General features: G+C 45.6%; 19 protein-coding genes and 1 pseudogene. 12 read left to right on the top strand and 8 right to left on the bottom strand.

The annotated features are described in order from the left end of the window. Position 1 precedes the first annotated feature (1 nt). Positions 2–514, bottom strand: coding sequence for a 2,4'-dihydroxyacetophenone dioxygenase family protein (locus ACFFUV_RS11915; protein WP_390192897.1), 513 nt, complete (start codon positions 512–514; stop codon positions 2–4). Positions 515–679: 165 nt separating this feature from the next. Between ACFFUV_RS11915 and ACFFUV_RS11910 the strand changes: the two genes are divergently transcribed. The 4 genes and pseudogenes from ACFFUV_RS11910 (at position 680) to ACFFUV_RS11895 (ending at position 3,983) form a co-directional block, all read left to right on the top strand. After that, positions 680–1,708, top strand: a complete 1,029-nt coding sequence (locus tag ACFFUV_RS11910) for an AraC family transcriptional regulator (protein WP_390192895.1) — start codon at positions 680–682, stop codon at positions 1,706–1,708. 113 nt (positions 1,709–1,821) lie between these two features. After that, positions 1,822–2,736, top strand: a complete 915-nt coding sequence (locus ACFFUV_RS11905) for an EamA family transporter (protein WP_390192893.1) — start codon at positions 1,822–1,824, stop codon at positions 2,734–2,736. A gap of 161 nt (positions 2,737–2,897) precedes the next feature. Next, positions 2,898–3,566: pseudogene (locus ACFFUV_RS11900) on the top strand (methyl-accepting chemotaxis protein); the annotation flags it as partial. 42 nt (positions 3,567–3,608) lie between these two features. Further along, positions 3,609–3,983, top strand: a complete 375-nt coding sequence (locus tag ACFFUV_RS11895; protein WP_390193300.1) for a CZB domain-containing protein — start codon at positions 3,609–3,611, stop codon at positions 3,981–3,983. Positions 3,984–4,091: 108 nt separating this feature from the next. Here the strand turns inward: ACFFUV_RS11895 and ACFFUV_RS11890 are convergent, their stop codons facing one another. Continuing rightward, a complete protein-coding gene (locus ACFFUV_RS11890) occupies positions 4,092–4,805 on the bottom strand; it encodes an NADPH-dependent F420 reductase (protein WP_390192892.1) in 714 nt (237 codons plus the stop codon). 57 nt (positions 4,806–4,862) lie between these two features. Between ACFFUV_RS11890 and ACFFUV_RS11885 the strand changes: the two genes are divergently transcribed. From ACFFUV_RS11885 to ACFFUV_RS11870, 4 genes are all read left to right on the top strand, one after another. Beyond that, complete coding sequence (locus ACFFUV_RS11885) at positions 4,863–5,783, top strand: LysR family transcriptional regulator (RefSeq protein WP_390192890.1); 921 nt, start codon at positions 4,863–4,865, stop codon at positions 5,781–5,783. A 244-nt stretch (positions 5,784–6,027) separates the two neighbouring features. After that, entirely contained in the window at positions 6,028–6,699 is a 672-nt protein-coding gene (locus ACFFUV_RS11880) for a chitosanase (protein WP_390192888.1), read from the top strand. Between the two features lie 241 nt (positions 6,700–6,940). After that, the gene (locus ACFFUV_RS11875; RefSeq protein WP_390192886.1) at positions 6,941–7,963 is read left to right on the top strand and encodes a patatin-like phospholipase family protein; all 1,023 of its coding nucleotides are present in this window, start codon (positions 6,941–6,943) and stop codon (positions 7,961–7,963) included. Between the two features lie 47 nt (positions 7,964–8,010). Continuing rightward, the gene (locus ACFFUV_RS11870) at positions 8,011–8,712 is read left to right on the top strand and encodes a hypothetical protein (RefSeq protein ID WP_390192884.1); all 702 of its coding nucleotides are present in this window, start codon (positions 8,011–8,013) and stop codon (positions 8,710–8,712) included. 127 nt (positions 8,713–8,839) lie between these two features. Here ACFFUV_RS11870 and ACFFUV_RS11865 read toward each other — a convergent pair whose 3' ends face one another. Then, positions 8,840–9,511 carry a type 1 glutamine amidotransferase domain-containing protein gene (locus ACFFUV_RS11865; RefSeq protein ID WP_390192882.1) on the bottom strand — a complete coding sequence of 224 codons (672 nt, stop codon included), beginning with the start codon at positions 9,509–9,511 and terminating at the stop codon, positions 8,840–8,842. 109 nt (positions 9,512–9,620) lie between these two features. Here ACFFUV_RS11865 and ACFFUV_RS11860 point away from each other — a divergent pair, with 109 nt between their 5' ends. Together ACFFUV_RS11860 and ACFFUV_RS11855 are read left to right on the top strand one after the other, a co-directional pair. Next, positions 9,621–10,499 (top strand): LysR family transcriptional regulator, encoded by an 879-nt coding sequence (locus ACFFUV_RS11860; RefSeq protein WP_390192879.1) that lies wholly within the window; start codon positions 9,621–9,623, stop codon positions 10,497–10,499. 132 nt (positions 10,500–10,631) lie between these two features. Continuing rightward, positions 10,632–10,880 (top strand): hypothetical protein, encoded by a 249-nt coding sequence (locus ACFFUV_RS11855; RefSeq protein WP_390192878.1) that lies wholly within the window; start codon positions 10,632–10,634, stop codon positions 10,878–10,880. A 60-nt stretch (positions 10,881–10,940) separates the two neighbouring features. On the opposite strand, the gene araC is transcribed toward ACFFUV_RS11855, so the two are convergent. Genes araC through ACFFUV_RS11830 form a run of 5 tightly spaced genes read right to left on the bottom strand, consistent with a single transcriptional unit; the run spans position 10,941 to position 16,360 of the window. Further along, complete coding sequence (araC, locus tag ACFFUV_RS11850; protein WP_390192877.1) at positions 10,941–11,780, bottom strand: arabinose operon transcriptional regulator AraC; 840 nt, start codon at positions 11,778–11,780, stop codon at positions 10,941–10,943. 59 nt (positions 11,781–11,839) lie between these two features. Continuing rightward, positions 11,840–12,355 carry a hypothetical protein gene (locus ACFFUV_RS11845; RefSeq protein WP_390192876.1) on the bottom strand — a complete coding sequence of 172 codons (516 nt, stop codon included), beginning with the start codon at positions 12,353–12,355 and terminating at the stop codon, positions 11,840–11,842. 47 nt (positions 12,356–12,402) lie between these two features. Then, a complete protein-coding gene (gene araA, locus ACFFUV_RS11840; protein ID WP_390192875.1) occupies positions 12,403–13,905 on the bottom strand; it encodes an L-arabinose isomerase in 1,503 nt (500 codons plus the stop codon). Between the two features lie 9 nt (positions 13,906–13,914). Further along, positions 13,915–14,664, bottom strand: a complete 750-nt coding sequence (locus ACFFUV_RS11835; RefSeq protein WP_390192873.1) for an L-ribulose-5-phosphate 4-epimerase — start codon at positions 14,662–14,664, stop codon at positions 13,915–13,917. Continuing rightward, positions 14,657–16,360 (bottom strand): ribulokinase, encoded by a 1,704-nt coding sequence (locus ACFFUV_RS11830; protein ID WP_390192871.1) that lies wholly within the window; start codon positions 16,358–16,360, stop codon positions 14,657–14,659. Before ACFFUV_RS11830 ends, ACFFUV_RS11835 begins: the two co-directional genes overlap by 8 nt. A gap of 372 nt (positions 16,361–16,732) precedes the next feature. Here ACFFUV_RS11830 and ACFFUV_RS11825 point away from each other — a divergent pair, with 372 nt between their 5' ends. Beyond that, on the top strand, positions 16,733–17,734 hold the full coding sequence (locus ACFFUV_RS11825) for an arabinose ABC transporter substrate-binding protein (RefSeq protein ID WP_390192870.1): 1,002 nt from the start codon (positions 16,733–16,735) through the stop codon (positions 17,732–17,734). A 57-nt stretch (positions 17,735–17,791) separates the two neighbouring features. After that, on the top strand, positions 17,792–19,306 hold the full coding sequence (araG, locus tag ACFFUV_RS11820) for an L-arabinose ABC transporter ATP-binding protein AraG (protein ID WP_390192868.1): 1,515 nt from the start codon (positions 17,792–17,794) through the stop codon (positions 19,304–19,306). Positions 19,307–19,318 lie beyond the last annotated feature (12 nt).

Below are 19,318 nucleotides of genomic sequence, written 5' to 3'. Positions count from 1 at the left end.
ATTATCCCTCCAACTCATCACTCAAACCAGCTATCGCACCAGGTTTGATATAACGCGCGGGAATACCTTGCTCTTTGGCTGCAGCAACAACCACTTGCTCAATCCAGCCAGCATCCATAATGTTGACGTAATTACCGTCTTGATCAAAGTTAATGTTAGCGCCTTTGATCACCATAAAGCCATCGGCCCCCCCTGACTCCTCTGGACAATGGAAAGTATGTATTGATCCACCCGGTTCATATAAATAGCTGCCCGCGGTTTGCACTTGATCTGGGTATTCGACATAGTGCCAAGCGCCGCTTAGCGTATAGAAATGTACGACGCCAGTATGGAAATGCTTAGGTAACGTAATACCAGGCTTGAATTTAGCTCGAATCACCCAAGTCCCATTTTCCGGGTCCAAAAAGAGTGGATAAACATCCACGCCTGGAAGCGCATCTTTGATAATGGATTGTTCATTGGTATTCAGCGTGAGTAGCAGATCTTGATGTGAAATCACTTCAGGTAAAGACATAGCTTACATCCTCATTGTTATCATTATGACTCGATTCCTTAGTACCGAACCGGAAACTACAGAACCACTGCCAACCTAGATCAAGAAATCACCACACACTTGATATTTTACGAATTGGATTTGATATATTACGAATTACAATTTATTAACATTTGTTTTCGAGACATGTATATTGTCAGAAGCGGCGCGGCAGATAAGTTTAGTGAACTGGTTACAGACCTTGGACAAAACCCGATTGCACTCATGAATCAGGTTGGACTAACATCGGCACAGTTTCGCGATCCCGATACTTATATCGCCTCCTCTAAGCTCGCGGAATTACTCGAAATAGCTGCGCTTTACTGCCAGCAACCTTGTTTTGGTATTCTTCTCGCTCAACGCCAAAGTCTAAAGGCTCTTGGGGACTTACCCATGTTAGTGGCTCGAGCTTCAACCGTCGGCGAAGCGCTTAAGAAAGTGAATGAATATCTGTATTTACATTCATCTGGTGTTCGTCTCAACATCCACCGACGCGGCGAGTGGATTGCTCTTGAACTAGAACTGGATGTTTATTGTGAACGTGGCAACCAGCAGTTAATGCAGATGAGCGTTGCCCAATTGGCAAAGTTTGTCTCAAGCATACTTAATATTGATTATCAAAAACTGAGCTTATATTTGCAGCAGCCTTATTTGGTGAATCGTTGTTTAGACAATCGCACCGCCCTTCCAGAAGTTCGAGTGAATCAATCTTTTAATGGCGTCCTCCTCAAATCCAGTCTACTGGAAAGTAAAAATTATCAAGACCAACAGGCACTTGATCGCCACTTTCAAGAACATGTCAAATACCTTAAAAACCACTATCCCAATAATTTGATTGCTCAAACCAGGGATATGATTGGCCGCCTGTTACCCAGTGGAGAATGCTGCATTGAACGTGTGGCGAAGGCACTTGATCTCCACCCTCGTACTTTTCAACTGCGTTTGAAAGATTGCGGCAGTAGTTATAGCCAACTACTCCAAAACGTGCGCCGGCGCCTCGCTGAACAACTGTTAAAAAGCCAACAGAAAACGATCACCGATATCGCCCTACAATTGGGTTACTCCGAGATAGCGGTTTTTAGCCGTCATTTTAAACTCTGGACTGGACTCTCCCCCAGTCAATGGAGGAAGCAATACCACATCTCATCAAATCACTCATCAAACATTGTGCATTGATAAAATTTGAGGCAATCTGCTTAAATTCCATTCAGCAAAGTGATGGCTTTGTTAATGGCGCCAACCTAAATTGAAGAGTCCTTCTGAGTGGCTCTTAGCTGTAAGGAAACAGAATGTCTTTTCGCGATCGTCTCTTAGCACTGACTATCGTCCTAATATGGGGCGTCAACTTCGTTGTGATCAAAGTCGGCTTACAAGGTATGCCACCGTTATTACTTGCAGGTTTACGTTTTGCCTTGGTCGCGTTTCCCGCGGTTTTCTTCATTAAGCGCCCAAAATTGCCGTTTAAGTGGCTGGCGTGCTACGGCTTAACCATCTGTTTCGGACAATTTGCCTTACTATTCTGGGCTTTGAACGTTGGGCTTGCGGCCGGACTCGCGTCGCTACTTTTACAAGCGCAAGCGTTTATTACCTTAGCGTTCGGCGCACTATTGCTAAAAGAAAAAATTCACAGACACAACCTCATCGCTGTATTGACGGCAGGCATTGGTATTTATTTACTGGCGGCCGCGCAAGGTGATGATGCTGCCTCGCTGACCGGGCTGACCTTAATCTTAATTATCGGCGCCGCCTCTTGCTGGGCGCTGGGAAACATCACCAATAAAGTGATTATGCACCATTATTCCGTGCCGACGATGTCTTTGATCGTCTGGAGTGCCTTTGTGCCTATGACGGCGTTTTTCGTCTCTTCCTTTTGGATTGAAGGGCCGCAATTGATGGTTAGTTCACTGAAAAATATCGAATGGCATAACCTGTTTGCCATTGCTTATCTATCATTGCTTGCCACAATTGTAGGCTATGGCGGTTGGAGTTACTTGCTAAGCCGCTACCAAACCTCTCTGGTCGCTCCACTTTCCCTGCTGGTACCTGCATTTGGGCTTTTAAGTGCTTGGTTACTGCTTGATGAAAGTTTAAGCGGGTTGCAAATCGCAGGCGTGGTGGTGATCGCTCTTGGACTCATCATAAACGTGTTTGGTCAAGGTTGGTTCCAGCGCAAACCATTATCCAACAGCGATGTCGTGCTATGACTCGCCAGTTACTAACCCTTGCCTCTCTCACATTTATGGAATGATATAGGGTTAGTGATCACATCTCTAACGTATTCTATTGCTTGAAAAAAGGATTGATACCGTATCTTTTATCTATCACGGTTTGATGTTAATTGGTCGGTATCGGTTAGAGGTCAGAAATGTTTAAGAACAAAAAACTTGTGCAAGAAAACCAAGCACTAAAACAGCAGCTTGCAGCTTTGCAATCACAATACAACTCGGATATCGAATCGCTTAACGCGCAACTACAAACCTACAAAAGCCAAGTTACCCAGAACCAAGCCAACAGCGACGTTGGGAACAACCTTATGAGCAGTAGCCTAAAAGGCGGCGATATGCTGCTCGCCATTCGCGATGGAATGGTGCAAAGCGCTCAGTCTCTGGCACAAGAAGACGATGCGTTAAAACAACTTGATGATATGTTTAAACAAACTCATCAAGCCCTGCATCGACTTGATGAGCGTGCAGACAATATCCAAACTCAAGCTAGCCAGAGCATGAGTTCCGTTGAACAGCTTGATTCAACCGCAACGTCGATCAGCCAATTAGTTTCATCTATTCAAGAAATCTCTGACCAAACCAACTTACTGGCGTTAAATGCTGCCATTGAGGCGGCGCGAGCTGGAGAGGCCGGGAGAGGTTTTGCCGTCGTAGCTGACGAAGTTCGCAAACTTGCCAGTAAAGCGCGTGAGGCTAGCGAGCAAATCGACGCTCGCGTCAATCAGGTCATGACTCAGGTGGGGTCGATAAAAACAACCATACAAGAAAACCAAAGCTGTGCCGAGGAAGTGTCCGTTTCATCAGCGCAAATCGGTTCTATCGTCAATGATGTGGTCATCAAGTCTCAACACATGCAACAAGTGATTCGAATCGCTTCTACTCGCGCCTTTCTTGACACCGTTAAACTCGACCACGCCGTGTGGAAAAATAACGTGTATCGTTTATTGCAGAGCCAGTCATTTAATGAAACGGTCAATGGCCATTCAGAATGTCGCCTTGGCCAATGGTATTATCATGGTGACGGACAATCCTTCCGTCACTTACCAAGCTACAGCTCAATTGAAGCACCACATCAACAAGTTCATGAAAGTGGCCGCAACGCAATGACGAAGGCACAGAAAGGAGACATGCAACAAATGGTGGCCTCTATCAATGCAATGGAATTGGCCAGTGAGCAAGTCGTGCTACAAATTGACCGTTTGATGGGTGATATCGTCGAGCACTAAATTATAAAGCCGATGCTGCATTCTTCATTCACGGTTGGCTCAAAGTCAAAGCACCAAGGGCGTTAGCCCTTGGTGCTTTTTCATACTCTCGATACGGGGTTGCTGCCATTAACGTGATAACCAAGCTGGAATGATTTGAGTACCACGATTAAGCATGTAGCCAAAGTGGATATTCATATACGCCAGTGGTTCTAGATACCGTGCGTTACTGAGCGCGCCTGCATCTACCGCATCAAAACCCGCTTCGTTTGCCAAGGTGAGTACCGTTTGTTTAGCGGTTTCATCATCGGCTGCAATGAAGGTTTGAGCTTTGCTACCATTAAACTCAAGCCCTTGCTCGTACACTTGTGCAAACACGGTGTTAAAGGCTTTGACCACGGTTGCGTGAGGCAATAATTTTTGAATCTCTTCGCCAGCGGAGGTTTCAAACCCGATGCTTAAGCCAGAAAAATCGGCCTTAACAGGATTCGTCACATCAATCACAACTTTACCAGCAAAATCAGCGTCATTTGCCAATGTGCGAACAGCATCATAAGGCGTGGCGAGAATCACCACATCCGCACCTTTAACTGCTTCTGTAATGCTTGACGCTTGAACATTTGATCGGCCTAGCTTGTCAGCAAGTGCTTGTGCTGCCTGTACATTTCTTGAGGCGACTGTCACCGTGTAAGCGGTTTGACCAAAAGTCAGAGCCAAACCTGAGCCGATGTTACCTGAACCAATGATTGCGATATTCATAATATTGTCTCCAATTCCTTGTATCTGTTTGTTGCGATGATGTTTCGCTGTGTGAGTAGTATCCCCCTGGTTGACCTTCGCCACAATGGAGATTATAAAGAATCAATTTCCACAAAATATTCTTAATTGAGGTCACTAAGCATGAATGTGATTGATGGTTTAAAAGCGTTTATGTATACCGCACAAACAGGTTCGTTTACGGATGCCGCTAATCGCTTGGGGATTTCTAATCGTTTAACGTCCAAATACGTTGCACAACTCGAAGACAAAATTGGCGCGCGATTATTGCAACGCACCACTCGCCAAGTTGGATTAACACCACAAGGAGAAGCGCTATTAGCGCGAGCCCCTGCGTTAATTGCTGAACTGGACGATTTATTAGGCTGCGCCTCTGAAGACGCGAAAGGATTGACCGGCTCACTGCGAATTTCAGCGCCCGTCACTTTTGGTGAAATGTATATCAGTGAAATGCTTGGCCGTTTCTCGGCGCAGCATCCAAATTTATCAATAGACTTAAGGCTCAATGATTCGCACGTGGACTTAGCCGCAGAAGGGTTTGATGTTGCGTTTCGAATTGGGTCACCAACACTAAATACGCTTAAAGTGCGTAAACTCGGTACCATCACTAGCGTATTAGTCGCTGAAAAGCAGTATCTACAACGTATGGGTGAACCTCGAACTCCAAATGAACTCGAGCATCATATCTGTATTCAAGATACTAATATGCGTGAAGCAAGTCGCTGGGTGTTTACCAAAGACAACATCGAGCATGTATTCCATCCGTCAAAAAACTTTACCGTGAACAATGCTCGTATCGCCAAACGCTGGGCACAAAACGGCTTGGGTATCACACTTTGCCCTAGTTTTCTGTTACAAAACAACCAAGGTAGCGATGGTTCTGCTTTAGTAAGGCTGCTCCCAGATTATACGATGAAAACGCTGCCCATTTGCGCTGTGTACTTGAACGGTAAAGTAACGCCAAAGAAAGTCCGACACTTGATCGACTTTGCGGTTCAAGATTTTGACGATAGCAAGTTATCAGCTTGCCGCTTAGAAAATTAGCAGCTAAGACATAAACCCGTTATTGAATATAAACTCCTGTACCGAAAAATTGGATATTTAACCTTTGAGAATGTCTATTTCATCTTTTCTTAAAAACTAGAAAAATAATAAATATATAAATTACGAAAATGTGAATAAAGAAACCTTTTCTATACTAACGAAATAATTCGGAACAATAGCATCAAAATATATCATCCACCCAGTATGATATATATGAACGAAGCGTTAGTTTAGGAACCCCAAAATGCAGGATAAAAAGGAATTAATTCAAAAAGTTCTTAATGTTTTTGAAACAGGATCAACCAAAGGAAAATATGAGCAATTAGTCATTTACCGTGATGGAATCGATGATAGTAAACAGATTACGTTTGGCCGCTGCCAAACGACAGAACAAGGCAATTTACTGACATTAATAGAAATGTACGTTGAGTGTGAAGGTGCTTATTCTGATGATTTTGTGCCCTATTTAGAGCTAATAGGACATACGCCGTTACATGAAAACAAACCATTTAAGGACCTGTTAATATTGGCAGCCAAAGACGATGAGATCATGCGTAGCACTCAGGATAGATTCTTTGACGATGTTTACTGGGCGCCAGCGATAGCTTGGTGTGAGCGCCACAAGCTGGACCTCGCTTTGAGTGCATTGGTCGTTTACGATTCTTTTATTCACTCTGGCAGTATTCCAATGTTCTTGCGTAAGCGTTTTATCGCCATGCCGCCGTCAAAAGGAGGCAATGAAAAGACATGGATCGCATCCTATGTCAGCACACGCCATCAATGGCTTAAATACCACCGTCGCCCTATCCTACGTAACACGATTTATCGAACTCAAACTTTGATCAATGAAATAGAGAAAAATAACTGGGATCTTAATACCATACCAATTATTGCCAATGGAATACCCGTATCGTAAAACGCATCATTGAACTCGTCACTCATTGATAAAAAGAAATCATTATTTAACGCCCGCCATTTTTCTAAAAGTGAAAGAATGAAATAGTCTCTCACCTATGACGAAAATTTTAATCCTCTCTATCTTCATCTTGCCCAACCATAAGGTTCAAACTTTAATAAATGGCGTTAAAGCACTTACTAATTATTTATTAATAAATCGCTAACTGAATGTAATTGAATTATAACCTAAGGATATAATTATGAATTATCATTTTAAAAACCTTGTTTTTGAAGGTGGTGGGGTAAAAGGAATTGCTTATTTAGGTGCGTTGAAAGTACTTAATGAAAAAAATATTCTTGAAAATATACAACGTGTTGGTGGCACTTCAGCTGGAGCCATCAACGCAGTCTTGGTTGGCCTTGGCTACAGTGAGAAAGAAACAGAAGCTATCCTTTGGAATTTAGATTTCAACAACTTCATGGATGACTCCTGGGGCATAAGTCGCGATACTCAAAGGTTGCTCAATGAATTCGGCTGGTATAAAGGCGACTTTTTTCGACATTGGATCGCTCAATTGATCAAAGCCAAGACTGGCAATACTGAGAGTACCTTCGCCGACATCGAAGCGCTAAAGCAAGCCAAAGGCTTTAAATCGATGTATTTTATGGGCACCAACCTTTCTACCTCTTTTTCTGAAGTGTTCTCAGCAGAACATACGCCCCGAATATGTGTGGCTGATGCAGCAAGAATTTCTATGTCTATCCCACTCTTTTTTGCATCAAAACGCAGTATGCGCGGCGATGTCTATGTGGATGGCGGTGTGTTGGATAACTATCCCATTAAGCTGTTTGACCGTAAAAAGTATCTCGAGAACCAAAACTACGTTGAGCCAAGCTACTACAAAAAGGTCAACAAGCAGGTAAAAGCAATTGCAAGGCCGATATCAGAATACGTCTACAACAAGGAAACGCTTGGATTTCGATTAGATTCCAAAGAAGAAATATCGGTATTTCGTGACCATGCCGCCCCCACCAGCCAGCGAATTGACAGTTTCTTTGACTATACATGGGCCTTGATTAACACCTTCATGGAAGCGCAGCAAAATAGCCACCTTCATAGTGATGACTGGGCTCGCACCGTGTATATCGATACCTTAGGCGTCAATACCACAGAGTTTGATCTCTCCGAACAGAAGAAGCAGGCGTTAGTTAGTTCTGGACTAGAGGGCGCCAGCGACTATTTCAACTGGTATGACAAATCGAAAATTGCACCGAATAAATAGAGCAGCTTATGGATGCCTAAGTCGATGAGCGCAGCAAGGAGCAGAGGATGCCTGAACATTTAAAATCGTTTTTGGTGGGCGGCATTGGTGGAATTTTACCAAAGTCGCTGACGCTCGCCATTTTATTAACCAACAGCCCAACGGCTCAGGTTACAGATAAAATCGTCTTTAGTTTCTACATTGGTATCGCGCTGTTTTTTGTGATCGGCGGTGTGATTTCAGTATTTGCCGTAGAACGAGAGCGTAAATTGGTTGACTACCTATTTGCTGGTATTGCCGCGCCATCACTCATTGTCTCAATTGGCTCGGGGATGAACGAGTCTAATCAGCAAGCATTTGCCAATATATTGGTTCCCTCAGCGATAGCCTCTGAAGTTCACCCAGAGCCAAACGGCTCAGGCTATCGCTATGTCATTACTTCTGTACCGCAAGGCAATCATGACTGGCGAAAATCCACACTCGCCTACGATATCCTGATTACTGACTCCAAGGGCCAGAAAAAGTCGGTCGCCATATCATGGCCGAATCCAACCGAAACCATTCATAGCGACAATCCAATTACCAAAATAGAAATGCAAGATGAGAATGGAAAAGAGATTAATGCATTAACCATTGATGAACCGAGCTCTGGTGAGTTGATAGTGCACCCTGCGGTTGAATCCCAACTCGATTTCATGTGGATACTCGGTGCGAAAGGTAAAGCCAAAGTTGTGAATTGTGATATGAAATTTGTGCCCGAAAAATCGTGATCGAGCCAGTATACAAGACGATTCACTCCTCGCATCGGCCTGTGCTCATAATATATGGCTAAAAAAATAGCTCATTATTTAATGAGCTATTCAACAACGGTTTTTAAACCGTATTCACAGTGGTTCTTTATAACAATGCATCGACTAATGCTTTACCAACGCCGTGAGCGCTGGCCGGGTTTTGACCGGTAATTACTCTTTCATCAACGATAACCAGCTCTTGCCACGGTTGGACTTTGCTAAAGCGAGCAGCTTTTCTTGCCAGTGATTCTTCTAATAGAAACGGGATATCAGCGATGGTTCCGAAATCGATCTCTTCTTCGCGTGTAAAGCCCGTTACTGATTTTGAGCCAAGCAGCGTTTCACCATTGCTCAATGTGATTGGAAGCATCGCCGCTGGACCATGACATACTGCAGCGATATAACCACCGTTCTCGTAATGTTTTGCTGACAATTGGGCAAAACTCGCGTCGGTTGCTAGGTCAGACAGCAACCCAAAGCCTCCGGGATAAAATACTGCGTCATAATCCTCAATCTGAATTTGCGTTACCGGAATCGTATTAGTGACTCGGTTCTGGAAGTCTTGGTTAGCCAATACTTTTGCGTTGACCTCGTCCCCTTCCATATCTGTCCCATAAAGTGGGGCTTTGCCGCCTTGAATCGACGCAATGTCATAATCAAAACCAGCGGCCATTAGCTCATGGATAACATGAGTAATCTCTGGAGAGAAAGTACCGTTAGCCTGATCAGTTTCGCCTAACGTTGCATGGTTGGTGACAGGGATAAGAATTTTTTTCATTGTGCTTTCCTTAAGTGCTGAGTACCAAAACATGTTAATTCAAACCCAATTGGATGATAATATAGATAATTAACAAAATATTATTGCTAAATAGCAACAATAAGGGCGTATGAATAGTTTCGACGGGATCATTGAATTTGTCGCGGTCGCTGAAAGCCAAGGCTTCTCCTCAGCGGCAAAGCAACTCGGCTGTAGTACCAGCCACATCAGTCGTCAGATATCCAAACTGGAAAAGAGACTGGGCGTGACTTTATTTGCTCGCTCTACCCGGCAGGTTAGCTTAACTGATGCCGCACAAGTCTATTATCAACGCTGTAGAGAGCTGGTTAATGGATTAGAACAGGCAAATGAAGGGCTAAAGACACAGCAAATTAATTTAAGTGGCACATTACGAGTCAGCGCTGCTGGCGCTTTTGCCGAAGAACATGTTGCCGCTGCCCTCATGGCGTTCTCAAGCTCGTACCCAGAACTCACCATTGAGATGGATTTTAACTCTCGCTTTGTCAATTTCATCGAGGACGGTATCGACTTCGCGATTCGCTACGGGGAACTGAAAGATTCAGGGTTAATGGCCAGAAAGCTAGTGGATAGGCCGATGGCAGCGGCTGCCAGCTATGACTATTTATCGCGTTATGGTCAACCGACTCATCCAACCCAATTAAAGCAGCATAGCTGTATCGTGACGAACAATGAGCATTGGGTGTTTGAACACAATAACAACACCATAACCACACGGGTTCACGGTCGCTGGAAAAGCAATAACTCACACGCTGCAATTTCGGCGTGCGAGCAAGGTCTGGGCATTGCCTACATGCCTAAAAGTAGCCTGTCAAAAGGCTTAGAGTCCGGTTCGCTGATTCCAGTACTCGAAGATTTTTGGGGACGAGGAAGCAGCAGTTGGATTGTGTATCAGAACCAGCGCTTTCTTCCTTTGCGGGCACGCCTAGCAATAGACTATCTAGTAAAGTATTTCTCAGACTGGGATTAATTTCGAACAGAAACCCCTTCACACCATCCATACAAGCAATGAAAAAGTTCAAGTTCAATGATATCAAAAAGTAAACATGTATCCTTGAGTATGCTACCGTAGCGACGATATTTACGTGCTTGGAGATAGATAATGAATAGCGGTTTGGGTAACTTCTTTCCGTACTTTGCTGGTGCTTTTAAGATCATTGTATTGGTGATCGGAGGCTATTTAGCGATCAAATGGCATTTTGATGAAGATCGAAGAGTGAAAGAAGCAGCCGGCGAGGTATTTGATAGACCAAGTGCGATAAAAAAATTAGCAATAATATTCGCTATCCTGGTGCTTGCGACCCTCGCGATCATTTTGGTGATTTATGCGACCGACAAGTTACTCTACTGATGGTCTTGGTGTAGCGATAGGGGGAAGCGTCCCCCCACACTCACCAATAAAAGCCGCGCATTAAGAAATTTGCTCACGATAACGCTTCGGACTTAACCCCGCCTTACGTTTAAACACTCGCGAAAAATACAGCGGATCAGTATAGCCAACAATGCGACCAATGTGGTTGACTGAGTAGTTGGTGGTGACTAACAACTGCTTGGCGCGGCTGATACGTTGGTCATCTCGCCATTGGGTGATGGTCATTTTCATTTCATCACGAAATAGGTGCCCAAGGCGTGAAGAAGATAAGCAGGTATGGTCAGCAATATCTTCAAGGGTGAAATCTTGATTCAGGTTTTGCGTCATGTAATTCATCGCTTCAATCACACGCGGATCAATCGGCTTACTTACCACATCAGGCTGCACGGTTTTACAGCGAATCAACAATTGTTCCAGTAGGTTGATCGCTAAGTCATCGCGATAAGGCATGTCTGATTTTGCCGCGTATTCAATATCGATAAACAGCCGTTCAATCTGCTCAATATTGTTATGATCGAGGTTTTGGGTCACAAACACACCGTTACGCTGTTCTTGCCAGTTGAGCCAATCATTCCAAAAGGCGCGTGGGCGGAAATAAACCCAGCGGTGAAACCAAGAAGCACTGTCCTTTTGACGCTGATAGAAATGCTCGGCGCTGGGCGGAAACAGCAGCAAATCACCCGCTTTAACATCAAATGCTTGTTCGCCAGAGAAGATCGTCCCTTCGCCTTGGCTGGTCATATTAATGATGTAACCTTTCATGCCGCCGGGACGTTCAATCAGAAAGTCCAGTTCATCACCTTCAATGATTGGCGTCAGACCCGCGACCAAATGGGCATTAAAGTTGTAGCCGGGTTTTAGAGGATCATTATTTTGCATAGGGGGTACTTTTTTTGGCTCAGTGTATGATCGCGTTATCGATAAAACGAATTCATGGTTCACATTTTATTAAGAACGATCCACTGAGTGGCGGAAAAAGCTTCACGAAAAAAGTCCGTTTTTTCAGTTTGAGACAAAAATTCACTCGGCATACCGTTTCGCTGCCGCTTTAAGACATCGGGAATCGAACTCGGATTGACAGGGGCAACATCGCTGAAAGCCGGTTGTAAGGTCGAAATGCTGTGGCGAATATCAAGTCGGGTTGGTACACTATTACGCGCCAAATATTCAATCACTAACGAGCCTTGGTGAAAGTAGTAGTTCATATTGACGGACAGCGTCTCGCTATGCCGTAATTGGCACCACTGCTCTAAACGCTGGGTTTTATGCCGAAATCGCCATTCAACGTCATCAACAGTGAGAAGCTCACCATTGTTTAACACTTCCAGTTGACCCAGGTACATACGTTCACTTTGATAAGTCAGCTCAAATTGGCTAGGTGAATGGTCAAACACCGAGAGTGCCCAAGAAGCATCGTGTAATTGATAGGTTTCCTTTGCGGTATGAGAAGTCACAGTTACTGCCCTATAAGCCCCCACGGATGTGGGGGCCAATTGATGGTTTAAAGACCAGAAGTCATACGGAAATAGGCGCTGTTATTTTTAAGCTCTTGCTTGAATTGACGCAGCTGAGTGCTGTTATCGATCACCACCATTTCAATACCCGCAATTTCCGCGTAGTCCGTTAAAGTATCCACAGATACCGCTTGGCTGTAGACGGAATGGTGAGCACCGCCGCCATGAATCCAAGCTGCTGCTGCAACATTAAGGTTTGGCTGAGGTTCCCATAACGCATGAGCGACAGGTAGATGGGGTAATGATTGTGGCGGAGTTACTGTATCCAGCACATTCACCAACATTCTGTAACGGCTGCCCAAATCAATCACAGAGACATTGAGTGCCGGACCTTGTTCTCCGCTGAAGATCAAACGTGGAATATCCGCGCGGCAACCGATGGTGTGCAGGTGAATTTCCAATTTTGGCTTTTTCGCGGCGATGCTTGGACACACTTCCAACATATGTGCACCAAGAACTTGATCTTTCGCCCCAAAGTTATAGGTGTAATCTTCCATAAAGGAAGTACCACCTTTTTTGCCTTGCGCCATCACTTTCATGATGTGCACCATGGCTGATGTTTTCCAGTCACCCTCACCGCCGTAACCAAACCCTTTTGACATCAAACGTTGGGTCGCTAAACCTGGCAAGTTGGTGGTGCCGGTCAGGTTTTCAAATGTATTGGTAAAAGCTTTCGCGCCAACTGCGTTGAGGAAATTTTCCATCCCCAGCTCTAAACGCGCTTCTTGTACCATGAGTTTTTTCAAATCGGTGTCGGTCAATAGCGACGGTGACATATCATAGGTTGAAGCGTACTCATCAAGTAATGCGTTCACATCGGCATCGGAAGTCTCGTTAATCGCTTCAGCCAACTCACCCAAGCCGTAAGCGTGCACTTCGTAACCAAATTGGATTTGCGCAGAAACTTTATTGCCTTCAGTTACCGCAACTTGACGCATGTTGTCACCAAAGCGCGCCACTTTTAGATTTTGACCTGCATCGATACCAATCGCCGCGCGGCACCAGTCATCAATTTGTTGGTGAACTTCTGGATTTTGCCAGTGACCAACCACTACCTTACGATCAAGGTTTAAACGCGTACCAATAAAGCCAAATTCACGGCAACCATGAGCACTTTGGTTGAGGTTCATGAAGTTCATATCGATCTCATCCCAAGGCAGTGCAGCATTGAATTGAGTGTGCAAATGTAAGAATGGCTTATTAAGTTGTGACAACCCAGCGATCCACATTTTCGCAGGCGAGAACGTATGCATCCACAAAATTAAACCGACACATTCTGGGTCATTATTCGCAGCGCGACATACCGCCAAGATCTCATCAGGCGTTTTCACCGTGCCACGTTCTTCTACCGGTACAGAAATGCTTTCAGCACCATTCAATCCGGCAACAATTTCAGCGCTATCGCGTGCCACTTGCTCTAACACTTTTGGTCCGTAGAGATGTTGAGAACCGGTAACGAACCAAACTTTTTTATCGTTGAAGACTTTCATAGTTATCCCTTATTTTTTGCTGGATTGATGTTGGCCGTAATACGCGTTTGCGCCATGTTTGCGCAGATAATGCTTATCCAATAACGCTTGATTGATGTAGCGAACATCTGGATTAATTTGCAGAGTTTGTAATGCCATCCCGGCGACGACTTCGACCACAACGGCGTTATGTACCGCTTGGTCGGCATCTTTGCCCCAGGTAAAAGGCGCATGTTCTTTCACTAGAATGCCGGGAGTTGCCAGCACTTCACTGTCGGCAATGGTCTCGACAATCACTTTGCCCGTATTCAGTTCGTAATCGTTGGCAATTTCGTCATCACTCAGTGCACGCGTGCAAGGAATGCTGCCGTAAAAATAGTCAGCGTGTGTGGTGCCTAAAGCTGGAATCGCTGTTCCGGCTTGCGCCCAAGCGGTTGCCTGCGGCGAGTGGGTATGCACAATACCGCCAATTTCTGGGAATTGACGATAGAGTTCCAAATGCGTCGCGGTATCAGAAGAAGGATTGAGATCACCTTCGATAATTTCGCCGTGGAGATCAACGACAACCATGTTCTCCGCGCTTAACTCTTCGTACTTCACACCGCTGGGTTTTATTACCACCAGCCCTGAATCACGGTCGATGCCCGAAACGTTGCCCCACGTGAACGTCACCAAGTTGTGGTGCTCAAGATCCATATTGGCTTGCCAAACTTGGTGGCGAAGCGTTTTTAAACGCTCCGCGACATCAGAGGTTGGTTGCCATACTGTGTGTTCAGTCATGATTACGCTCCTGATGTTGATGGTATTCAGCCATCTGTTCGATGTGTCCGCCAAATTCACGGTAGCTGGCGTAGCGCGCCGCACGCAGTGCTTGGACTTCTGGGTTTGGTTGGTAGACAGAACGAATCGGGCTCGCCATCACGTTTTGTGCGGTTTGTGAATCTGGGTGTACTCCCGCTGCCACAGCCGCAAAAATCGCAGCGCCCAAGGCGCAGCACTGATCGGATTCAACAACCGCAATTTCACGGCAAATGACATCAGCACACATTTGCATTACGTAAGGCGATTTCTGGGCAATCCCGCCGATGGCAATCACACGGTCCACTTTGACGTCTTGGTCAACAAAGCAGTCAACAATGGCTTTAGCGCCATGCGCCGTAGATTCGACTAAAGAAGAGAACAGCGCTGGCGCGGTGCTGCCAAGGTTAAGCTCACCTAACGCACCTTTAAGCCGTTGGTTTGCATTGGGGGTGCGGCGACCATTGAGCCAGTCCATCGCCAAAGGCGATTGAGTCTGAATTTGATATTCCTGTGCTGCTTGCGAGAGCATGGGCAGCAGTTCACCATCAAGTTCTTCCGCTGTTAAAGCAAAATCAGGATTTGCCGCTGCATAATGTTGTAGCGGCCACATTAATAAGCGTTTAAACCAGGCGTAGACATCACCAAACGCTGATTGACCCGCCTCTAATGCTAATAAACCAGGCGTTGCACTACCAAGCACCTGCCCGCATATACCATGAATCGTGCGATCGCCGACTTCTTCATTTTCAACCATCAGAATGTCGCAAGTAGAAGTACCAATGACTTTGACCAAATCTCCAGCGCCAGCCCCAGCACCAACTGCGCCCATATGGCAGTCAAACTCACCGACCGCAATGGCGAGCCCTGCAGGCAACCCGAGTTTGTCTGCCCACTCTTGAGTTAATACGCCAGCCTGTTGGTCAGCGGTGAAAACTTCAGTAAACATGCGCTCACGCATGCCATTTAGCGTTGGAGAAATCGCAGATAAAAACGCTTGGTCTGGCAAGCCATCCCAGCTGCTGTGCCACATCGCTTTATGCCCTGCGGCGCAAACGCCGCGGCGCAGATGACTTGGGTGTTCGTTGCCAGACAATAGCGCTGGAATCCAGTCACACAGCTCAACCCAGCTGTAGGCACGCTCTGCAACGCTATCGTCTTGCTCACTCACCCAAGCCGCTTTTGCCCAGAACCATTCCGATGAGTAGATCCCGCCGATGTAGCGAGTGTAATCAGGAAAGTCGCCCGAGTGGGCCAGTTGGTTGATCAAATCGGCTTTCGACACAGAGGTATGGTCTTTCCACAACACAAACATCGCATTTGGGTTGTGTTCGAATTCAGGTAATAACGCTAAGATTTTACCTTCGGCATCAACGGGCGCAGGAGTTGACCCTGTGGTATCAACTCCGATACCAACCACCGACTGTGCCAATTCGCGGGGCGCTTGTGCCAATGCTTCCTGTATCGCATTGGTCATCGCTTCAATATAGTCACGAGGGTGATGGCGGAATTGAGAGTGCTCAGGCACACAGTATTTACCTTCCATCCATCTTGGGTAATACACCACTGAAGAGGTCACCTCAGCTCCCGTTTCAGCATTAACAATAAGGGCACGAACCGAATCTGAACCAAAGTCCAATCCAATGACATGCTGCTGTTTCACATTATTAGTATCCATGACAGCTCCAACTGTAAGGTCGCAATATACCCAATGTTATAGCGAGAGCTCGGCAAATCTCCCATAAACCACAACGCTAAATTTATGGACAAAAACGTTACGAGGTTTTTTTTGCGTCATTGATAATGAAATGCACCCAACTTGTTACCAGTGGTGATTAATTGGTCGAAAAATCGTTTCAATCGCACCAAAATCATTCAAAAGTGCACCATAGCCATGCAAATGAGAGCTAGATCATAGTCTCGCACGCTAAATAAATGGACAAAATCGCTACTTTTTTCTGTTGTGATTTTTATCACTCCAATTACTTGTTAGTTACAAGAATAATGGAGGTGAATATTTACCCCCTACACACCAGTGGATGGAATAACAATGAAACTAAAAACTCTACTCGCAACTGCTGCACTATCGGGTCTGACCTTGATGAGTGCGTCTGCCAATGCCTTCTTTGGTTCTAGTGATGATGAACTTAAGCTCGGCTATCTTGTAAAACAACCTGAAGAACCTTGGTTCCAAACCGAATGGGCCTTTGCTGAAAAAGCCGGTGAGAAGTACGGTTTTGAAGTGGTAAAAATGGCAATTCCAGACGGTGAAAAAACCCTAAATGCCATTGACACACTTGCCGCAAGTGGTGCCAAAGGTTTCGTTATCTGTACGCCAGATCCAAAATTAGGTCCAGCGATCATGGCCAAAGCCAAAAGCTATGATCTAAAAGTCGTCACTGTTGATGACCAGTTCCTGAATGCCAAAGGCGAACCAATGACCAACGTACCATTGGTCATGATGGCTGCGAGCGAAATCGGCTACCGTCAAGGTTCTGAATTGTATAAAGAAATGACTAACCGTGGCTGGGATGCCTCAACCACTGGTGTTATGGCAATCACAGCAGACGAGCTAGATACAGCACGTCGCCGTGTTGATGGTTCCATCAAAGCGTTGAAAGAAGCGGGCTTCCCTGAAAACCAAATTTACCGCGTTCCAACCAAAACCAACGATATTCCTGGCGCACTGGATGCAGCGAACTCTCTACTGGTTCAATACCCAAATGTTAAGCAATGGCTGATTGTTGGTATGAACGACAACACTGTACTGGGTGGCGTACGCGCGACCGAAGGCCAAGGATTTGATGCAGCCAACGTTATCGGTATTGGTATCAATGGTGTTGATGCTGTTAACGAACTGGCGAAATCAAAACCAACGGGCTTCTATGGCTCACTACTTCCTAGCCCAGACGTACACGGCTTCAAGAGTATTGAATCACTTTACCAATGGGTAAATGACGATGTTGAACCGAAGAAATTCGTTGAAGTAACTGATGTCGTCCTGATTACACGTGACAACTTTAAAGCCGAACTCGAGAAAAAAGGCCTATAAGCCGCTGTCGTGGTGGCCCACTTGGGCCGCCACATCACAAATTCGGAGAGAAATACTATGGCGGGATCACCTTCTTACTTAGAGTTTCGCAATATCTCAAAGCATTTCCCTGGCGTAAAAGCGTTGAACAACATCAGCTTTCGAGCCAATAAGGGCAGCGTACATGCGTTGATGGGGGAAAATGGCGCTGGGAAGTCGACTCTACTTAAAACCCTAAGTGGTTTGCATAAGCCCACTGAAGGCGAACTGATCGTCGATGGAAAAAGCCTTGAATTCATCAAAACTACCGATGCGCTCGACGCAGGTATTGCCATCATTTATCAGGAACTTAACCTGGTTCCTGAACTGAGTGTGGCTGAAAATATTTATCTGGGCCAGATGCCAACTAAAAACGGGCGCGTCGATACCGATACGCTCAACAAAAATGCACGTGAACAGCTCAGTCGTTTAGGAGAACATTTTGATCCTTCACGCCCATTAAAAGAGTTTTCAATCGGCCAATGGCAGATGGTGGAAATTGCCAAAGCCTTAAGCCGCAATGCGCAAATCATTGCCTTTGATGAGCCAACCAGTAGCTTGTCTCAAAGAGAAATTAAAAATTTATTTAAAGTCATTCGCGAGCTACGCGATGACGGAAAAATCATTCTTTATGTTTCGCACCGTATGGAAGAGATCTTTGACCTGTGTGATGCCATCACCATTTTTAAAGATGGCACCCATGTTCAAACCTTCGATGACTTAAGCACACTGACCCACGATCGCTTGGTTGAGCTGATGGTTGGTCGTGAAATCAATGATATTTATAACTACCGTTCTCGCCCATTAGGTGAAGATGGCTTGCGCCTTGATAATATCGAAGGCAAAGGCTTAACCGCCCCTGTCTCACTCAACATTCTGCAAGGCGAAATTCTTGGCTTATTTGGTTTGGTGGGCGCAGGGCGTACCGAATTAACTCGTTTAATTTTTGGCGCAGAAAAATCCACCGCTGGGCAAATCTATCTTCACGGTGAACCCATCTCCATCCAATCACCGCAAGATGCGATTAAAGCCGGCATCACGCTATGTCCAGAAGACCGCAAAGCGGATGGCATCATTCCGATCATGTCAGTGGAAGAGAATACCAACGTCAGTGCCCGTCGCTGGCATCTAAAACTTGGCAGCCTGATTGACTTCAGTTGGGAAGGCAAAAACGCAGAGAAGCAACGCCAAGCGCTTAATGTCAAAACCGCCTCTTTACAGCAAGCCATTGGTGAGCTCTCTGGAGGTAACCAACAAAAAGTCATCCTTGGTCGCTGGTTATCCACCGCGATGAGTGTGATTTTGCTCGATGAGCCAACCCGCGGCATCGACGTAGGCGCCAAATCGGAAATCTACGAATTGATTTTCAACTTGGCGGAAAACGGCGTCACCGTATTGGTCGTATCCAGTGACCTTCCTGAAGTCCTTGGCATTTCTGACCGTGTGCTGGTGATGAAAGAAGGCGCCGTAACTGGCGAACTGAAACGTGAAGAATTTAACGAACAAGCAGCTCTGAGCCTCGCCATGTTGGGCGACGGACAAGCTGCAGCCTGATACGAAGGAATA

Origin of the sequence: Vibrio olivae (genome assembly GCF_042428525.1) — a bacterium.
Taxonomy (GTDB): domain Bacteria; phylum Pseudomonadota; class Gammaproteobacteria; order Enterobacterales; family Vibrionaceae; genus Vibrio; species Vibrio olivae.
This window is presented reverse-complemented; position numbering and strand designations above follow the sequence as displayed.

Bases quoted from the DNA above. Each gene is read 5' to 3' on its own strand.
- araG (WP_390192868.1), top strand. From the start codon at position 17,792: ATGGCGGGATCACCTTCTTACTTAGAGTTTCGCAATATCTCAAAGCAT.
- ACFFUV_RS11875 (WP_390192886.1), top strand. From the start codon at position 6,941: ATGAATTATCATTTTAAAAACCTTGTTTTTGAAGGTGGTGGGGTAAAA.
- araA (WP_390192875.1), bottom strand. From the start codon at position 13,905: ATGAAAGTCTTCAACGATAAAAAAGTTTGGTTCGTTACCGGTTCTCAA.
- araC (WP_390192877.1), bottom strand. From the start codon at position 11,780: ATGCAAAATAATGATCCTCTAAAACCCGGCTACAACTTTAATGCCCAT.
- ACFFUV_RS11870 (WP_390192884.1), top strand. From the start codon at position 8,011: ATGCCTGAACATTTAAAATCGTTTTTGGTGGGCGGCATTGGTGGAATT.
- ACFFUV_RS11880 (WP_390192888.1), top strand. From the start codon at position 6,028: ATGCAGGATAAAAAGGAATTAATTCAAAAAGTTCTTAATGTTTTTGAA.
- ACFFUV_RS11865 (WP_390192882.1), bottom strand. From the start codon at position 9,511: ATGAAAAAAATTCTTATCCCTGTCACCAACCATGCAACGTTAGGCGAA.
- ACFFUV_RS11915 (WP_390192897.1), bottom strand. From the start codon at position 514: ATGTCTTTACCTGAAGTGATTTCACATCAAGATCTGCTACTCACGCTG.
- ACFFUV_RS11860 (WP_390192879.1), top strand. From the start codon at position 9,621: ATGAATAGTTTCGACGGGATCATTGAATTTGTCGCGGTCGCTGAAAGC.
- ACFFUV_RS11855 (WP_390192878.1), top strand. From the start codon at position 10,632: ATGAATAGCGGTTTGGGTAACTTCTTTCCGTACTTTGCTGGTGCTTTT.
- ACFFUV_RS11885 (WP_390192890.1), top strand. From the start codon at position 4,863: ATGAATGTGATTGATGGTTTAAAAGCGTTTATGTATACCGCACAAACA.
- ACFFUV_RS11905 (WP_390192893.1), top strand. From the start codon at position 1,822: ATGTCTTTTCGCGATCGTCTCTTAGCACTGACTATCGTCCTAATATGG.
- ACFFUV_RS11825 (WP_390192870.1), top strand. From the start codon at position 16,733: ATGAAACTAAAAACTCTACTCGCAACTGCTGCACTATCGGGTCTGACC.
- ACFFUV_RS11830 (WP_390192871.1), bottom strand. From the start codon at position 16,360: ATGGATACTAATAATGTGAAACAGCAGCATGTCATTGGATTGGACTTT.
- ACFFUV_RS11835 (WP_390192873.1), bottom strand. From the start codon at position 14,664: ATGACTGAACACACAGTATGGCAACCAACCTCTGATGTCGCGGAGCGT.
- ACFFUV_RS11910 (WP_390192895.1), top strand. From the start codon at position 680: ATGTATATTGTCAGAAGCGGCGCGGCAGATAAGTTTAGTGAACTGGTT.
- ACFFUV_RS11895 (WP_390193300.1), top strand. From the start codon at position 3,609: ATGCAACAAGTGATTCGAATCGCTTCTACTCGCGCCTTTCTTGACACC.